This is a genomic window from Roseateles sp. AC306 (assembly GCF_979253795.1).
The window spans coordinates 33,989-48,343 of sequence record NZ_CEEDEB010000014.1 but is presented as its reverse complement, the minus strand read 5'-3'; the positions used below and the strand labels follow the sequence as shown (position 1 = coordinate 48,343).

General features: G+C 68.9%; 15 protein-coding genes. 12 read left to right on the top strand and 3 right to left on the bottom strand.

Features of this window, described 5'->3' with window-relative positions; all coding sequences use genetic code 11:
- Positions 1-68: 68 nt before the first annotated feature.
- A complete protein-coding gene (gene alaC / locus AC0IZJ_RS22370; RefSeq protein ID WP_471853774.1) occupies positions 69-1,292 on the top strand; it encodes an alanine transaminase in 1,224 nt (407 codons plus the stop codon).
- On the opposite strand, the gene AC0IZJ_RS22365 is transcribed toward alaC, so the two are convergent.
- Positions 1,289-2,299, bottom strand: a complete 1,011-nt coding sequence (locus AC0IZJ_RS22365; protein ID WP_471853773.1) for an AraC family transcriptional regulator — start codon at positions 2,297-2,299, stop codon at positions 1,289-1,291. The two genes, alaC and AC0IZJ_RS22365, sit on opposite strands and share 4 nt — an antisense overlap.
- 144 nt (positions 2,300-2,443) lie before the next feature.
- Between AC0IZJ_RS22365 and AC0IZJ_RS22360 the strand changes: the two genes are divergently transcribed.
- The 3 genes from AC0IZJ_RS22360 (at position 2,444) to gph (ending at position 5,767) form a co-directional block, all read left to right on the top strand.
- A complete protein-coding gene (locus AC0IZJ_RS22360) occupies positions 2,444-3,277 on the top strand; it encodes a class I SAM-dependent methyltransferase (RefSeq protein ID WP_471853772.1) in 834 nt (277 codons plus the stop codon).
- Positions 3,278-3,456: 179 nt separating this feature from the next.
- Entirely contained in the window at positions 3,457-5,061 is a 1,605-nt protein-coding gene (locus tag AC0IZJ_RS22355) for a DUF3455 domain-containing protein (protein ID WP_471853771.1), read from the top strand.
- Between the two features lie 43 nt (positions 5,062-5,104).
- Positions 5,105-5,767, top strand: a complete 663-nt coding sequence (gene gph, locus AC0IZJ_RS22350; protein ID WP_471853770.1) for a phosphoglycolate phosphatase — start codon at positions 5,105-5,107, stop codon at positions 5,765-5,767.
- 152 nt (positions 5,768-5,919) lie between these two features.
- Here the strand turns inward: gph and AC0IZJ_RS22345 are convergent, their stop codons facing one another.
- Entirely contained in the window at positions 5,920-6,522 is a 603-nt protein-coding gene (locus AC0IZJ_RS22345; protein WP_471853769.1) for a chalcone isomerase family protein, read from the bottom strand.
- Between the two features lie 255 nt (positions 6,523-6,777).
- Here AC0IZJ_RS22345 and trpE point away from each other — a divergent pair, with 255 nt between their 5' ends.
- The 8 genes from trpE to AC0IZJ_RS22305 all read left to right on the top strand — a co-directional run bounded on the left by trpE (position 6,778) and on the right by AC0IZJ_RS22305 (position 13,386).
- On the top strand, positions 6,778-8,265 hold the full coding sequence (trpE, locus tag AC0IZJ_RS22340) for an anthranilate synthase component I (RefSeq protein WP_471853768.1): 1,488 nt from the start codon (positions 6,778-6,780) through the stop codon (positions 8,263-8,265).
- A complete protein-coding gene (locus tag AC0IZJ_RS22335; RefSeq protein WP_471853767.1) occupies positions 8,266-8,847 on the top strand; it encodes an anthranilate synthase component II in 582 nt (193 codons plus the stop codon).
- A 172-nt stretch (positions 8,848-9,019) separates the two neighbouring features.
- Positions 9,020-10,069 carry a low-specificity L-threonine aldolase gene (gene ltaE / locus AC0IZJ_RS22330; RefSeq protein WP_471853908.1) on the top strand — a complete coding sequence of 350 codons (1,050 nt, stop codon included), beginning with the start codon at positions 9,020-9,022 and terminating at the stop codon, positions 10,067-10,069.
- 2 nt (positions 10,070-10,071) lie between these two features.
- Positions 10,072-10,572 carry a DinB family protein gene (locus AC0IZJ_RS22325; protein WP_471853766.1) on the top strand — a complete coding sequence of 167 codons (501 nt, stop codon included), beginning with the start codon at positions 10,072-10,074 and terminating at the stop codon, positions 10,570-10,572.
- Between the two features lies 1 nt (position 10,573).
- Positions 10,574-11,611 carry an anthranilate phosphoribosyltransferase gene (gene trpD / locus AC0IZJ_RS22320; RefSeq protein ID WP_471853765.1) on the top strand — a complete coding sequence of 346 codons (1,038 nt, stop codon included), beginning with the start codon at positions 10,574-10,576 and terminating at the stop codon, positions 11,609-11,611.
- A complete protein-coding gene (trpC, locus tag AC0IZJ_RS22315) occupies positions 11,608-12,399 on the top strand; it encodes an indole-3-glycerol phosphate synthase TrpC (protein WP_471853764.1) in 792 nt (263 codons plus the stop codon). The genes trpD and trpC overlap by 4 nt, the downstream gene beginning before the upstream one ends.
- Positions 12,396-13,082, top strand: a complete 687-nt coding sequence (locus AC0IZJ_RS22310) for a uracil-DNA glycosylase (protein WP_471853763.1) — start codon at positions 12,396-12,398, stop codon at positions 13,080-13,082. The genes trpC and AC0IZJ_RS22310 overlap by 4 nt, the downstream gene beginning before the upstream one ends.
- Positions 13,083-13,227: 145 nt before the next feature.
- Complete coding sequence (locus AC0IZJ_RS22305; RefSeq protein WP_471853762.1) at positions 13,228-13,386, top strand: hypothetical protein; 159 nt, start codon at positions 13,228-13,230, stop codon at positions 13,384-13,386.
- A gap of 14 nt (positions 13,387-13,400) precedes the next feature.
- On the opposite strand, the gene AC0IZJ_RS22300 is transcribed toward AC0IZJ_RS22305, so the two are convergent.
- On the bottom strand, positions 13,401-14,333 hold the full coding sequence (locus AC0IZJ_RS22300) for a LysR family transcriptional regulator (RefSeq protein WP_471853761.1): 933 nt from the start codon (positions 14,331-14,333) through the stop codon (positions 13,401-13,403).
- Positions 14,334-14,355 lie beyond the last annotated feature (22 nt).

Sequence of the window (14,355 nt, the reverse complement as noted above, 5' to 3'; positions counted from 1 at the left end):
TCGCCTGCGGTGCGGCGCCAAGCCGCCCACGTCGCTCGGACGGTTCCGGGCGCTTACGTACACAGCCAATGATTTCACCCTCCTCTTCCGCCTCCGGCGGCAAGCGCCGTTTCGCGCGCATCGACCGCCTCCCGCCCTACGTCTTCAACATCACCGCCGATCTCAAGCTGGCGGCCCGCAGGCGCGGCGAAGACATCATCGACATGAGCATGGGCAACCCCGACGGGGCCACGCCGGCCCACATCGTCGCCAAGCTCAACGAGGTCGCCCAGCGGCCCGACACCCACGGCTACTCGGCCAGCAAGGGCATCCCGCGCCTGCGCCGCGCCATCTCGCACTGGTACCAGCGCCGCTACGGCGTCGCCATCGACCCCGACCACGAGGCCATCGTCACCATTGGCTCCAAGGAGGGTCTGGCCCACCTGATGCTGGCCACGCTGGACCGCGGCGACACCGTGCTGGTGCCGGACCCGAGCTACCCCATCCACATCTACGGCGCCGTCATTGCCGGTGCTGACATCCGCGCCATCCCGGTCAGCAGCGAGGTCGACTTCTTCGCTGAGCTGGAGAAGACCATCCGCGGCAGCTATCCGAAGCCCAAGATGATGGTGTTCGGCTTCCCGTCCAACCCGACGGCGCAATGCGTGGACCTGGCCTTCTTCGAGCGCGTGGTGGCGCTGGCAAAGAAGCACGACATCCTCGTCGTGCACGACCTGGCCTATGCCGACATCGTCTACGACGGCTATGTGGCGCCGTCCATCATGCAGGTGCCGGGCGCCAAGGACGTGGCGGTCGAGTTCTTCACGCTCAGCAAGAGCTACAACATGGCCGGCTGGCGGGTCGGCTTCATGGTCGGCAACCCCGACCTGGTCGCCGCGCTGGCGCGCATCAAGAGCTATCACGACTACGGCACCTTCACGCCGCTGCAGGTTGCGGCCATCGCCGCGCTGGAAGGCGACCAGCAATGCGTGCTGGACATCTGCGCCAGCTACCAGCGCCGCCGCGACGTGCTCTACAAGGGGCTCATCGAAGCCGGCTGGCAGGTCGAATGCCCCAAGGCCAGCATGTACATCTGGGCGCCCATCCCCGAGGCCTACCGAGAGCTGGGGTCGCTGGAGTTTGCCAAGCAGTTGCTGGAGAAGGCCAAGGTCTGCGTGTCGCCTGGCATCGGCTTCGGCGACCACGGCGACGGCCACGTGCGCTTCGCGCTGATCGAGAACGAGTCGCGCATCCGCCAGGCGGTGCGGGGGATCAAGGCGATGTTCAAGGCGGACGGGCTGCTGAAGGCCTAGGTCGGCGCGGTCGCCTGCTGCCGGCGCCACGTCGCCGGCGGCAGGCCGGTCGCGCGCTTGAACGCGCGCGAAAACGCCGCCTCCGAGTCATAGCCGACCTGCACCGCCACGTCGGCAACGTTGGCGCTGCCCTCGCGCAGCAAGCGCGCGCCGCACTGGATGCGCCAGTTGGTCAGGTACTGCATCGGCGGCATGCCGGCGAGGGCCACAAAGCGTTCGTGCAGCGCCGAGCGTGACAGCCCGGCGCGGCGGCCCAATTCCTCCAGGGTCCATGGCTGGGCCGGATCGGCGTGCATCAGGCCGATGGCACGGCCCACCTGGCGGTCACGCAGCGCGCCAAGCCAGCCCTGGCTCTGTTCCGGCAGCGACTCCAGGTAGCGTCGCGTGGCGTCCACGAACACCATCTCGCTGACGTGTTGCAGCAGCGCCGCGGTGCCTCCACGGGGCGCCTCCCACTCGAGCGCAGCCTGTGCCATCACCGGCTGCACCCAGGCACCGACACCCGGTGCCGGCAGGCGCAGCAGACGTGGCAGCGCGTCGATCAGTGGATTGAAGGGCTTCAGGTCGCAGGCGATGAAGCCGCACAGCAGCACGGTCGATGCCTCCTCGCTGGGCAGCCCCTCGCCCGGCAGGAACATGCCGCCGCGATACGTGATGGGAATCGGCTTGGGCGCGTCGCGCATGCGCAGCAGCCACTCGCTGCCTTCGTCGACGGGCGCCAGCCCCGGGGCGCTCGACACGACGTGCGCGTCGCCGTGCGGCAGCATGACGATCTCGCCTTCCTCGACGCGCATCGGCGGCTCGCCGTCCACGGCCACCCAGCCGGCGCCCTTGACGAAGAGGTGGTACTCGATGACGTGCTCTGCGCCGGGCATCACGGCAGGCCCCAGCTCGCTGGCAGGCGCGGCGAGGGCCGACCACTCATCGCGGCAGCTCACGTGGAAGAACACGGCCCCGCGCAGGCGCACGCTGCGCAGCACGTCCGACAGCGGATCCCCGGCCGTCATGGCCACCGCCGGGTAATTTGCACGGACGCTGGAGCAAGCGCGGGCGACGCCGGGTGAAGCGGGATTTCAGCCCGCCCGCAACCATAGGCAGACCGATCCACAAGACATCGGCCGTCTCTCTTCACCGTCAAGGAATCTCTCATCATGACCCCCACCCTGAATCCCACCGCAGCAGCTCCGGACTATGCCGCCATCAAGCAGCGCCAGCAGGCCACCTGGGCCAGCGGCGACTATGCCGTCGTCGGCACGACGCTGCAGATCGTCGGCGAGGAGCTCGCCGAAGCCGCCGACGTGCGCGCCGGTGAACGCGTGCTCGACGTGGCCGCCGGCAATGGCAACGCCAGCCTCGCCGCGGCGCGCCGCTATGCCGACGTCACTTCCACCGACTACGTGGACGCGTTGCTCGACAAGGGCCGCCAGCGCGCCGAGGCCGAAGGCCTGGCCGTGCACTTCGAGGCCGCCGATGCCGAAGCCCTGCCCTACGAGGCCGGCAGCTTCGACCTCGTCATCTCGACCTTCGGCGTGATGTTCGCCCCCGACCACGCAACGGCCGCGCGCGAGATGCTGCGCGTCGTGCGGCCCGGCGGCCGCATCGCTCTGGCGAACTGGACGCCCGAGGGCTTCATCGGCCAGCTGTTCAAGACGCTGGGCCGGCACCTGCCGCCGCCCGCCGGCCTGCGCTCGCCGGCGCTGTGGGGCTCGGAAGCCCACATCACGGCGTTGTTCGGCCCTTCGGCCAGCGCGCTTCGCGTCGTGCGCAAGCACTTCAACTTCCGCTACCGCTCGGCCGAGCACTTCCTGCACGTGTTCAAGACCTACTACGGCCCCACGCACAAGGCCTTCGCCGCGCTGGGCGACGAGGCCGGCGCCGCACTGCAGCGCGACATCCTGGCGCTGACCCACGAGCACGACATCGGCGGCGGCCACGGCATCGTCGTGCCGAGCGAATACGCCGAGATCGTCGTCACCGTCGCCTGAGTTGCGTGCCCCTCGCCCAGCCTCGCTTCGCTGAACGCGAGCGACTCCAGTCGGTCCCCCGAGGGGACGGCGATGCATGCGGCGTTGAGCCGCATGCACATCGCCTGCGGGCCTGCTTGGTAGCGGCCGGCGCTCGGCCCGCATTCACGCACCGAATCCCACACTTTTACTGATCCAACATGAAAACTTCCGTTTCCCTCCTCGCCCTGCTGGCCGCTGCATCGACAGCACAGGCCGACGCCGTCACCAGCTGGAACCTCACCGCCGGCGAGCTGATGACCCAGGCCCGCCTGGGCACGCCGCCCGCCGTGCGCGCCATGGCCATCGTGCAGACCGCCGTGCATGAGGCCGTCGCCGACGCGCAGCGCCTGCAGGCCAGCAGCGACGCCGCCGTGGCCGCCGCAAGCCGCGCGACACTGATCCAGTTGCTGCCGCAGCAGGAGGCCGACATCACTGCGGCCTACCGCAAGGCCGTGGACAAGCTCGGCAATGCCGCCGCCGTGGCCGAGGGCGCCGCCGCCGGCGAACACGCCGCACGCCGCGTGCTGGCCTGGCGCGCGGCCGACGGCGCCGCGGCCAGGGACGCCTACCGGCCGCACACCAGCGCCGGCCAATACGTGCCGACGGCGTCGGTCGCCACGCCGCACTGGGGCCGCCGAGCGCCGTGGCTGATGGCCGACGGTGGGCAGTTTCGCCCCGCACCGCCGCCGGCTCTGGACAGCGAGGCCTGGGCGCGCGACTTCAACGAGGTGAAGGCGCTGGGCGGCAAGACCAGCACGCAGCGCACGGCCGCGCAGACCGAAGTGGCGAAGTTCTGGGAGTTCTCGCTGCCGCCCATCTACTTCGGCGTGCTGCGCTCCGTGGCCGACGCGCCCGGACGCAGCGCCGCGCAGAACGCCCGGCTGTTCGCCGCCGCAGCGCAGGCCATGGACGATGGCGTCATCGCCATCATGGACGCCAAGTACCACCATGGCTTCTGGCGCCCCGTCACGGCCATCCGCAATGGCGACCGCGACGGCCGCGAGGACACCGCGATGGAAGCCGGCTGGGCGCCGCTGATCGACACGCCCATGCACCCCGAGTACCCCAGCGCCCACAGCGTCCTCGCAGCGTCGCTGGGTGAGGTGCTGAAGGCCGACGGCGCCGGGCGCCCCCTGCCCGAGCTGTCGACCAGCAGCCCGACGGCCAATGGTGCGACGCATCGCTGGACTTCCGTGGAAGCCTTCACCGAGGAGGTGTCCCAGTCACGCATCTGGGCGGGCATCCACTACCGCACGTCGACGCAGGTCGGGCTGGATATGGGCCGGCGCATCGGTGCGCTGGCGGCGCAGCGTGTGGCTTTGGCGCCTGAAGATGTCGGCCTGCCGGCGGCCATCGCACGCAGCGGCACGCGGCTGCTGGAGCGCATCAGCGCGCGCGGCGTGCAGGTCTACGAATGCCGCGCAGACGGCTGGCAGTTCGTCGGTCCCCAGGCGCTGCTGTTCGACGCCAGCGGCGTGCAGGTCGGCACGCACGACGCCGGCCCGCACTGGCAGGCCGCGGGCGGCAGCCGCGTGCGTGGCGCGCCGCAGGCCAAGGCCGACGCCGCCCAGGCCGGTGCCATCCCCTGGCTGCTGCTGAACGCCAGTTCGGTCGGCCCGGCGGGCCGCTTCGCCGCAGTCACCGCCATCCAGCGCGTCAACACGCAGGGCGGCGTGGCGCCTCAGAAGGCCTGCGCCTCGGCCGACGCAGGCGCTGTGGAGCGGGTGCCCTACACGGCGGACTATCTGATGCTGGCGTCCTGAACGTGACAATGGCGGGGAACTCCCTCCCCGCCTGCCGAACACCATGTCCACCCCCCTGCCGCGGCCCCAGGCCTGCATGCTCGACCTTGACGGCACCCTCGTCGACACGATGGGCGATTTCATCGTCGTGCTGGGCCGCATGCTCGCCGAACTCGGCCTGCCCGGCGTCACGCCGGAGTTCATCGAGCACACCATCGGCAAGGGCAGTGAGCATCTCGTGCGCAGGACGCTGGCCGAGGCGGGCGGCGCGCCCGACCTGTTCGAGCGCGCCTGGCCGCTGTACCAGCGCCTTTACGCCGAGGTGAACGGCGAGCACGCGGCCATCTATCCCGGCGTCATCGAAGGGCTGGAGGCGCTGCGCGCGCTCGGCATCCCACTGGCCGTGCTGACGAACAAGCCGGGCGCCCCGGCGCGTGAGCTGCTCAAGCGCAAGGGGCTGGACGGCTACTTCCAGCACGTCTTTGGTGGCGACGAGTTCGCGCGCAAGAAGCCCGACCCGCTGCCGCTGCTCAAGACCTGCGAAGCGCTCGGCACGCCGCCTTCAGCGACCTGGATGGTGGGCGATTCGCGCAACGATGCCGAGGCGGCGCACGCGGCCGGCTGCCCGCTGGTTCTCGTGACCTATGGCTACAACCACGGCGAGGACATCCGCGCCGTGTCTGCGCGGCAGTACGTCGACCGGCTCGACGAGATCCGGCTCGGCTGAGCGGGCGCTCTGCGGGCCGAGCGCCGGGCCGCTCCCAAGCCGGCCCGTCTGGCGATGTGCGAGCGGCTCAACGCCGCAAGCATCGCCGTCCCCACCGGGACCGCCTGGACTCGCTCGCGTTCAGCGCGCGAGTCCGGGCGTGGGGCTTCAGGTCAGCGCTGCTTGCGTTCCTTCTTGATGCCCAGCAGCGCGTCCTTCAGCGCGTCATCGGCCGGCTTGTCGCCCAGCCAGATGCGCAGCAGCGACGAGAAGAACTCGGGCTCCTTGATCGTCTCGCCCAAGGGCTTGCCGTTGACCAGCACCGTGGAGCCGACGCCGGGTATGTAGTCGACGAAGAAGCTGTCGCCATTGTTCAGCTGCTTGCGGCTGGCGAAGATCTCGCTGAGCTTGAGCACGCCGTTGATGGACTTGGCGAACTCCTCGCGCGACACGTTGGCCTCCATGCCCTTGGTGAAGAGCTTGCCCAGCTCGTTGCCGTCGATGTCGCGCAGCATGTGGATGTGGATGCGCTTGGGGCCGGGGGCGGCCAGCACCTCGGCCGTCGTGCCGGCCTTTTGCGTCAGGTAGAGCCCCGCCGCGTAGACCTTGACGACGAACTTGTAGCGCACGCCGGCACCGTTGAGCTGCAGCTTCTGGCCGGCCAGGTCGACGGCGCCCTCGTACTTCACATTCGCCACCTCGACCGTCTGGGCCCAGGTGCTCGCTCCGCTCAAACTACCCGCAGCCAACAGGGCCGCGACGATGAATGCACGCATGTCTGTCTCCGTATTCGTGGCGCGATAACGGCGCCTTCGCGGGCCGAAGTATGGCCCGGCTTGAAATACACTCGCCCGCATCATGTTCATCACGCGCAAGCACATCATGGGGTCGAGCGACCGGGGAGCCTGGCCCTGGCGTCCCTGGGCCACCGCCGTTTGATGCCGCTTGGCGCGCCCTGACGCGCTCTTACTCGCGTTGCCCGTTCGGGCTGCACGCCAAGCCCTGAAGCTGTCCATTCAAGGTTTTGCGCCGTGATCACTGAACTCGAATTCCAGAGCCTCGCCGCCGAGGGCTACAACCGCATCCCGCTCATCAGCGAGGCCTTTGCGGATCTTGAAACCCCGCTTTCCCTCTATCTCAAGCTGTGCTCGGGCGCCGGCCATGGCCGCAACAGCTTCCTGCTGGAGTCGGTCGTCGGCGGCGAGCGCTTCGGGCGCTTCTCCTTCATCGGCCTGCCGGCACGCACGCTGATCCGTGCGACGGGCCAGCACTGCGAAGTGCTGACCGACGGCGCCATCGTCGAAACCCACGAGGGCAACCCGCTCGACTTCATCGCGGCCTACCAGGACCGCATCAAGCCCAAGATTCCGACCGGCCTGCCGCGCTTCTGCGGCGGCCTGGCCGGCTACTTCGGCTACGAGGCCGTGCGCGCCATCGAGAAGCGCCTGGACCGCGACCACAAGGGCGAGAGCCTGGGCACGCCGGACATCGTGCTGCTGCTGTCCGAAGAAGTGGCCGTCATCGACAACCTGTCCGGGCGCCTCTACCTCATCGTCTGGGCCGACCCACGCCAGCCCGAGGCCTTCTTCCGCGCCAAGAAGAAGCTCTCGCTGCTGCGCGACAAGCTGACCTACTCGGTCAGCGTGCCCAAGGTCCAGCGGACCGAATCACACGCGCCGACGCGCGCCTTCGCCAAGGCCGACTACCTGGCCGCCGTGGCCAAGGCCAAGGAGTACATCGCCGCCGGCGACCTCATGCAGGTGCAGGTGGGCCAGCGCATCGCCAAGCCCTACAAGGCCGAGCCCATCGCGCTGTACCGGGCCCTCAGGGCGCTGAACCCCAGCCCCTACATGTACTTCTACGACCTGGGTGACTTCCAGATCGTCGGCGCCAGCCCCGAGATCCTGGTGCGCGAAGAGCACGCCAGCGACGGCAGCCGCAAGGTCACCATCCGACCGCTGGCCGGCACCCGCCCGCGCGGCACGACGCCCGAGCGCGACCTGGAACTGGAAGCCGAACTGCAGGCCGACCCCAAGGAGCGCGCCGAGCACCTGATGCTGATCGACCTGGCGCGCAACGACATCGGCCGCATCGCGCGCGTCGGCAGCGTCAAGGTGACGCAGTCCTTCGCCGTCGAGCGCTACTCGCACGTCATGCACATCGTCAGCAACGTCGAGGGCGTGCTGCGCCCCGAGGTCGGCCAGCTCGATGTGCTGAAGGCCACCTTCCCCGCCGGCACGCTGACGGGCGCGCCCAAGGTGCGGGCGATGGAACTGATCGACGAGCTGGAGCCCGTGCAGCGCGGCATCTACGGCGGCGCCTGCGGATACCTGAGCTTTGCTGGCGACATGGACCTGGCGATTGCCATCCGCACCGGCATCATCAAGAACGGCATGTTGTACGTGCAGGCGGCGGCCGGGGTCGTCGCCGACTCGGTGCCTGAGTTGGAATGGCAGGAAACCGAAGCCAAAGCACGCGCATTGCTGCGCGCCGCTGAGCTGGTTGAGGAGGGCTTCTAAATGCTCTTGATGATCGACAACTACGACAGCTTCACGTTCAACCTCGTCCAGTACTTCGGTGAACTGGGCGCCGATGTGAAGGTGGTTCGCAACGATGAGATCACGGTCGCCGAAATGGCCGCGCTGAACGCCGACCATATCGTCTTCTCGCCCGGCCCCTGCACGCCAAACGAGGCGGGCGTCTGCGTGGAGGCCATCCAGCATTTCATCGGCAAGAAGCCGCTGCTCGGCGTGTGCCTGGGCCACCAGGCCATGGGCCAGGCGCTGGGCGGCCGGATCATCCGCGCGCAGCGCCAGATGCATGGCAAGGCCAGCACGCTGACGACCGACCAGCGCGGCGTCTACACCGGCCTGCCCAAGGACTTCAGCGTCATCCGCTACCACTCACTGGTCATCGAGGAAGCGACCTGCCCGGCGGTGCTGGAGATCACGTCGCGCAGCGACGACGGCGAGATCATGGGCGTGCGCCACCGCGAGCTGGCCGGCACGGCCACGCCGCTGGAGGGCGTGCAGTTCCACCCCGAGTCCATCCTCAGCGAGCATGGGCACGCGATGCTGCGCAACTTCCTGGAGCTGAAATGAGCCCGGCCCCTCGCCCGGTCTTGCTCCGGCTGAACGCCGGCAAGCCCAGTCGGTCCCCCGAGGGGACGGCGATGCGCCCGGCATTCAGCCGCGCGCACATCGCCCGCCGGCCGGCTTGGGGCGGCCCGGCGCTCGGCCCGCGTTCATGCGCGCCCCATCAGAGACCACCGCGATGACCGACTACGCGCCATCATCAGGCGCGGCTGGCTCTGCCGCCGTCGACCTGCGCAGCGACACGGTCACCAAGCCCACGCCTGCCATGCTTGCGGCCATCGCAGCGGCGCAGGTGGGCGACGACGTCTTCGGCGACGACCCGACCGTCAACGCGTTGCAGGAGCGCGTCGCCGCGCTGCTCGGCAAGGAGGCCGCGTTGTTCATGAGCAGCGGCACGCAGAGCAACCTCTGCGCGTTGCTGGCCCACTGCGGCCGGGGTGACGAGTACATCGTCGGCCAGCTCGCCCACACCTATCGCTACGAGGGCGGTGGCGCTGCGGTGCTCGGCGGCATCCAGCCGCAGCCGTTGACCAATCAGCCCGACGGCACGCTGAAGCTCGAAGACATCGCCGCAGCGATCAAGCCCGACGACCCGCATTTCGCACGCACGCGGCTGCTGGCGCTGGAGAACACCTGGGGCGGCCAGGTGCTGTCGACGCAGTACACGAATGCCGCCTGCGAGCTGGCCCATGCGCGCGGCCTGGCGACGCATCTGGACGGCGCGCGGCTGTTCAACGCGGCGGTGGCCTCGGGGCGCACGGTGGCCGACCTGGCGCGGACCTTCGATTCCGTGTCCATCTGCTTCAGCAAGGGCCTGGGTGCGCCCATCGGCTCGATGCTGGTGGGCTCGCGCGAGCTGGTCGGCCGCGCGCACCGCATCCGCAAGATGGTGGGCGGCGGCCTGCGCCAAGTGGGCCTGCTGGCAGCCGCAGCCGACCATGCGCTGACCCATCACGTCGAACGCCTGGCCGATGACCACGCACTGGCGAAACGGCTGGCCGAAGGGCTGGCTGCACTGCCTGGCATGACCGTCACGCCGCCTCAGACGAACATCGTCTTCGCCCAGGTCAGCGACGGCCGCACGCCGGCTTTGCTGGCGCATCTGAAGACGCGCGGCGTGCTGGCCACGGGGCTGATCGGCCTGCGCTTCGTCACGCACCTCGATGTCGACGCGGCCGGCATCGATCACGCCCTCGCCGCCGCCCGCGAATTCCTGACGGAGGCTTGAGCATGTCGACATCCACGCTGCTGATCTCGCTGTTCGAGCAGAAGGCGGCCATCAACCGCGAGTTTTTCGCGGCACTTGCCGGCGCGCCGCTGTCCCCCGACAACCGCCACATCGCCATCCGCACCCTCAACCACATCCACACGGTGGACCGCATCTTTGCGGCTCATCTGCGCGGCGAGCCCCATGGCTTCGCGGCCAGCAACACCAAGGACACGCCGACGCTGGACGAGCTGCGGGCCTCGGTCGAGCAGGTGGACGGCTGGTATGTCGACTACGTGCGTGCGCTGGCACCCGCGCAGTTCGAGGAAGTGCTGAGCTTTCGCTTCACCGACGGCGACGCCGGCCGCATGAGCCGCGAGGAAATCCTGGCCCACGTGATCCATCACGGCAGCCACCACCGAGGCAACGTCGGCATGCTGATGAAGCAGGTTGATGCGACACCGCCGCGCGATCTGTTCACCCGATATCTGCACCAAAACCAGCCCGAACGGCGCGAGGTCTGACATGCCCATCACCGACAACGAAGCCCTGACCCGCGTCATCGAGCACCGCGAGATCTTCCATGACGAGATGCTGGCGCTGATGCACCGCATCATGGCCGGCGAGATGTCGCCCGTCATCGCCGCCGCGCTGCTGACCGGCCTGCGTGTGAAGAAGGAAACCATCGGCGAGATCACCGCCGCTGCGCAGGTCATGCGCGAACTGAGCAACAAGGTGCCGCTAGGGCCGCAGCCCCACCTCGTCGACGTTGTCGGCACCGGCGGCGACGGTGCGCACAGCTTCAACATCTCCACCTGCTCGATGTTCGTCGCCGCGGCCGGCGGCGCGCAGGTGGCCAAGCATGGCAACCGCAGCGTGAGCAGCAAGACCGGCAGCGCCGATGTGCTGGAGGCGCTGGGCGCCAACATCCAGCTGACGCCGCGCCAGGTGGCGGCCAGCGTGGCCGAGTGCGACATCGGCTTCATGTTCGCGCCCAACCACCACCCGGCGATGAAGAACATCGCGCCGGTGCGCCGCGAGCTGGGCGTGCGGACCATCTTCAACATCCTGGGCCCGCTGACCAACCCGGCCGGCGCGCCCAACATCCTGATGGGCGTGTTCCACCCCGACCTCGTCGGCATCCAGGTGCGCGTGCTGCAGCGCCTGGGCGCCGAGCATGCGCTCGTCGTCTACGGCAAGGATGGCATGGACGAGATCTCGCTGGGCGCGACGACGCTGGTGGGCGAGTTGCGCAACGGCGCGGTGCGCGAGTACGAGATCCATCCCGAGGACTTCGGCTTCGCGATGGCGAGCAACCGCAGCCTCAAGGTCGACGGGCCGGAGCAGTCGCGCCAGATGCTGATCGGCGTGCTCGACGGCCAGGCCGGTGCGGCGCGCGACATCGTGCTGCTGAACGCCGGTGCGACGCTGTACGCGGCCAATGTGTCGCCGACGCTGGCCGATGGCATCGCCCGCGCCCGCCAGGCACTGGACAGCGGCGCGGCACGCGCCAAACTCGATGCTTTCGTCAACGTGACGCAGAGCCTGGGGAAGAATCCATGAGCGATATCCTGAACAAGATCGTCGCGGTCAAGTGGGAAGAAGTCGCGGCGGCCAAGCTGAAGCGCTCGCTGGCTTCGCAGCGCGAGGAGGCCGAAGCCCGTCGAGGCGAGCAGCTCGGTTTCGAGCGCTCGCTACGCGCATCCATCGCCGCAGGCCACGCGGCCGTCATCGCCGAGATCAAGAAGGCCAGCCCCAGCAAGGGCGTGCTGCGCGAGGACTTCCAGCCCGCGGTGATCGCCGAAACCTATGCCCGCAACGGTGCGGCCTGCCTCTCCGTGCTGACGGACGAGCGCTTCTTCCAGGGCTCCATCGCCTACCTGCGGCAAGCCCGCGCTGCCTGCGAGCTGCCGGTGCTGCGCAAGGACTTCATGGTCGACGAGTACCAGGTCATGGAAGCTGGTGCGATGGGCGCCGACTGCATCCTGCTGATCGCCGCCTGCCTGGAAGACTCGCAGATGGCCGACCTCGAAGCCGCCGCGCAGGCCATCGGCCTGGACGTGCTGGTGGAAGTGCATGACGGCGAGGAACTCGACCGCGCGCTCAAGCTGAAGACGCCGCTGGTGGGCATCAACAACCGCAACCTGCGCACCTTCGACGTGACGCTGGACACGACGCTGGGCCTGCTGCCGCGCGTGCCGGCCGACAAGCTGCTGGTGACCGAATCCGGCATCCTCGGCGCGGCTGACGTGAAACGCATGCGCGACGCCAACGTGCACGCCTTCCTCGTCGGCGAAGCATTCATGCGCGCGCCGGACCCGGGCCAGGCGCTGGCCACGCTGTTCGCATGAAGCTGCCGCTGGCGCTCCCCGACACCGACTGGCGCCCCGTCGTCGAGGCCTGGGCCAACTCGCCCTTCGGCCAGAAACTGGAAGCGTTTCTTGAGGAGCGCGTCGCCGCCGGCGCCACCATCTACCCGCCCGAGCCGCTGCGCGCGCTGACGCTGACGCCGCTCAGCGCCACGCGCGTCGTCATCCTCGGCCAGGACCCGTATCACGGCCCGGGCCAGGCCGAGGGACTGAGCTTCAGCGTGCCCGAAGGCGTGCCGCTGCCGCCCAGCCTGCGCAATATCTTCAAGGAGATCCAGCGCGACCTCGACAAGCCCTTTCCGCCCGATGGCAGCCTCGTCAGTTGGGCCAAGGGAGGCACGCTGCTGCTGAATGCCGTGCTGACCGTGGAAGACGGCAAGCCCGCCAGCCACGCCAACAAAGGCTGGGAGGTGCTGACCGACGCCCTCATCAAGGCTGCGGCGCAAGACCCGGCACCCAAGGTCTTCATGCTGTGGGGCGCCTATGCCCAGGCCAAGGCACCGTTGATCGAGGCGGCCCGGCAAGGCCACCTCGTGCTGAAGGCCAACCACCCCTCGCCGCTGTCGGCGCTCAAGCCACCACGGCCCTTCATCGGCTGCGGGCACTTCTCGGCGGCGAAGGATTGGCTGGAAGAGCGCGGCCGGGGCGCGCCAAAGAAGGCCTGAGCGTCTTTCAAGGCGCGGATTGTTCCGCTGCCAGCAACTCGCCGTTCTCTTGCGCCCGCTTTTTCTTGAGGCGCGCAATTCTTAAAGTGACAACCTGTCGGCACACCTCATCCCTGACGAGGCTGGCCGGCTCAGGAGAGTCACCATGAACAACAGCACCCGATCCCTCTTCACGCTCATCACCGCCGCGACGGCCGTCGTGGCGTTGGCGGCCGGCATGCTGCTGGCCATCAGCGCACCAGCACCGGCCACGGCCGATTTCGCGCCGGCACTCGTGGCCACTGCCGATGCCGAGCAGGGCTGAAGCGGCGCTGCCGATCAGCTCGTACAGCGCAGATTCATCCCGCCCAGCGCCTCGCGGCCCAGCAGTTCGACAACCCAGTCGACGAACACCCGCAGCTTGCTGCTGAGGTGGCGGTTCGGCGGGTAGACGACGTAGACCGGGATGGGCTCGGCGTCCCAGTCCTCCAGAACCCGCACCAGCTCGCCGCTCTTGATCAGCGGCGCGGCCATGAAGCAGGTCACCTGCACCACGCCCAGGTGAGCCAGGCCGGCATTCAGATAGGCATTGGCGTCATTGACGGCGATGACGTGGTTGCCCACCACCTCCACACTCTCCTCGCCACGGCGAAAGGTGTCTGACATCACCTTGCCACTGCGCGCCGAGAAGTAGCCCACCATGCGGTGCGGCGGCTCGCCCAGCTCGCGCGGGTGCGCGGGCATGCCATGGCGGCGCAGGTACTCCGGCGTGGCGCAGGTAATGAAGCGGAACTCGGAGATGCGCCGCGCCACCAGGCTCTGGTCGGTCAGGTCGCCGCCCCGGATGACGCAGTCGATGTTGTCGCTGACCAGGTCGACCGTGCGGTCGCTGACGCCCAGCTCGATCTGGATGTCCGGGTACTTGGCGTAGAAATCCGGCAGGTGGGGAATGATCATTTCCCGGCCCACCACGCCGGGCACATCGATGCGGATGCGGCCACGCGGCGTCACGCGCGCCTGGCTCATGCTGCCTTCCAGCTCCTCCAGGTCGCCCAGCAGGCGCATCGCGCGCTCGTAGTAGGCGGCGCCGTCGGGCGTCACGGTGACTCGACGCGTCGTGCGGTTCAGCAGCTTCGTGCGCAGGTGCGACTCGAGCGTCTGGATCAGGCGCGTGACCGTCGCCTTGGGCAGATCCAGCGAGTCCGCCGCCTTGGTGAAGGTGCCGGCCTCGACGACCCGGACATAGGCTTGCATCGCAGAAAGTCGGTCCATTTGGCTTCGCTGTTGTTTGCGG

Coding starts and splice junctions, on each gene's coding strand:
- alaC (WP_471853774.1), top strand. CDS start 69: ATGATTTCACCCTCCTCTTCCGCCTCCGGCGGCAAGCGCCGTTTCGCG.
- AC0IZJ_RS22365 (WP_471853773.1), bottom strand. CDS start 2,299: ATGACGGCCGGGGATCCGCTGTCGGACGTGCTGCGCAGCGTGCGCCTG.
- AC0IZJ_RS22360 (WP_471853772.1), top strand. CDS start 2,444: ATGACCCCCACCCTGAATCCCACCGCAGCAGCTCCGGACTATGCCGCC.
- AC0IZJ_RS22355 (WP_471853771.1), top strand. CDS start 3,457: ATGAAAACTTCCGTTTCCCTCCTCGCCCTGCTGGCCGCTGCATCGACA.
- gph (WP_471853770.1), top strand. CDS start 5,105: ATGTCCACCCCCCTGCCGCGGCCCCAGGCCTGCATGCTCGACCTTGAC.
- AC0IZJ_RS22345 (WP_471853769.1), bottom strand. CDS start 6,522: ATGCGTGCATTCATCGTCGCGGCCCTGTTGGCTGCGGGTAGTTTGAGC.
- AC0IZJ_RS22335 (WP_471853767.1), top strand. CDS start 8,266: ATGCTCTTGATGATCGACAACTACGACAGCTTCACGTTCAACCTCGTC.
- ltaE (WP_471853908.1), top strand. CDS start 9,020: ATGACCGACTACGCGCCATCATCAGGCGCGGCTGGCTCTGCCGCCGTC.
- AC0IZJ_RS22325 (WP_471853766.1), top strand. CDS start 10,072: ATGTCGACATCCACGCTGCTGATCTCGCTGTTCGAGCAGAAGGCGGCC.
- trpD (WP_471853765.1), top strand. CDS start 10,574: ATGCCCATCACCGACAACGAAGCCCTGACCCGCGTCATCGAGCACCGC.
- trpC (WP_471853764.1), top strand. CDS start 11,608: ATGAGCGATATCCTGAACAAGATCGTCGCGGTCAAGTGGGAAGAAGTC.
- AC0IZJ_RS22310 (WP_471853763.1), top strand. CDS start 12,396: ATGAAGCTGCCGCTGGCGCTCCCCGACACCGACTGGCGCCCCGTCGTC.
- AC0IZJ_RS22305 (WP_471853762.1), top strand. CDS start 13,228: ATGAACAACAGCACCCGATCCCTCTTCACGCTCATCACCGCCGCGACG.
- AC0IZJ_RS22300 (WP_471853761.1), bottom strand. CDS start 14,333: ATGGACCGACTTTCTGCGATGCAAGCCTATGTCCGGGTCGTCGAGGCC.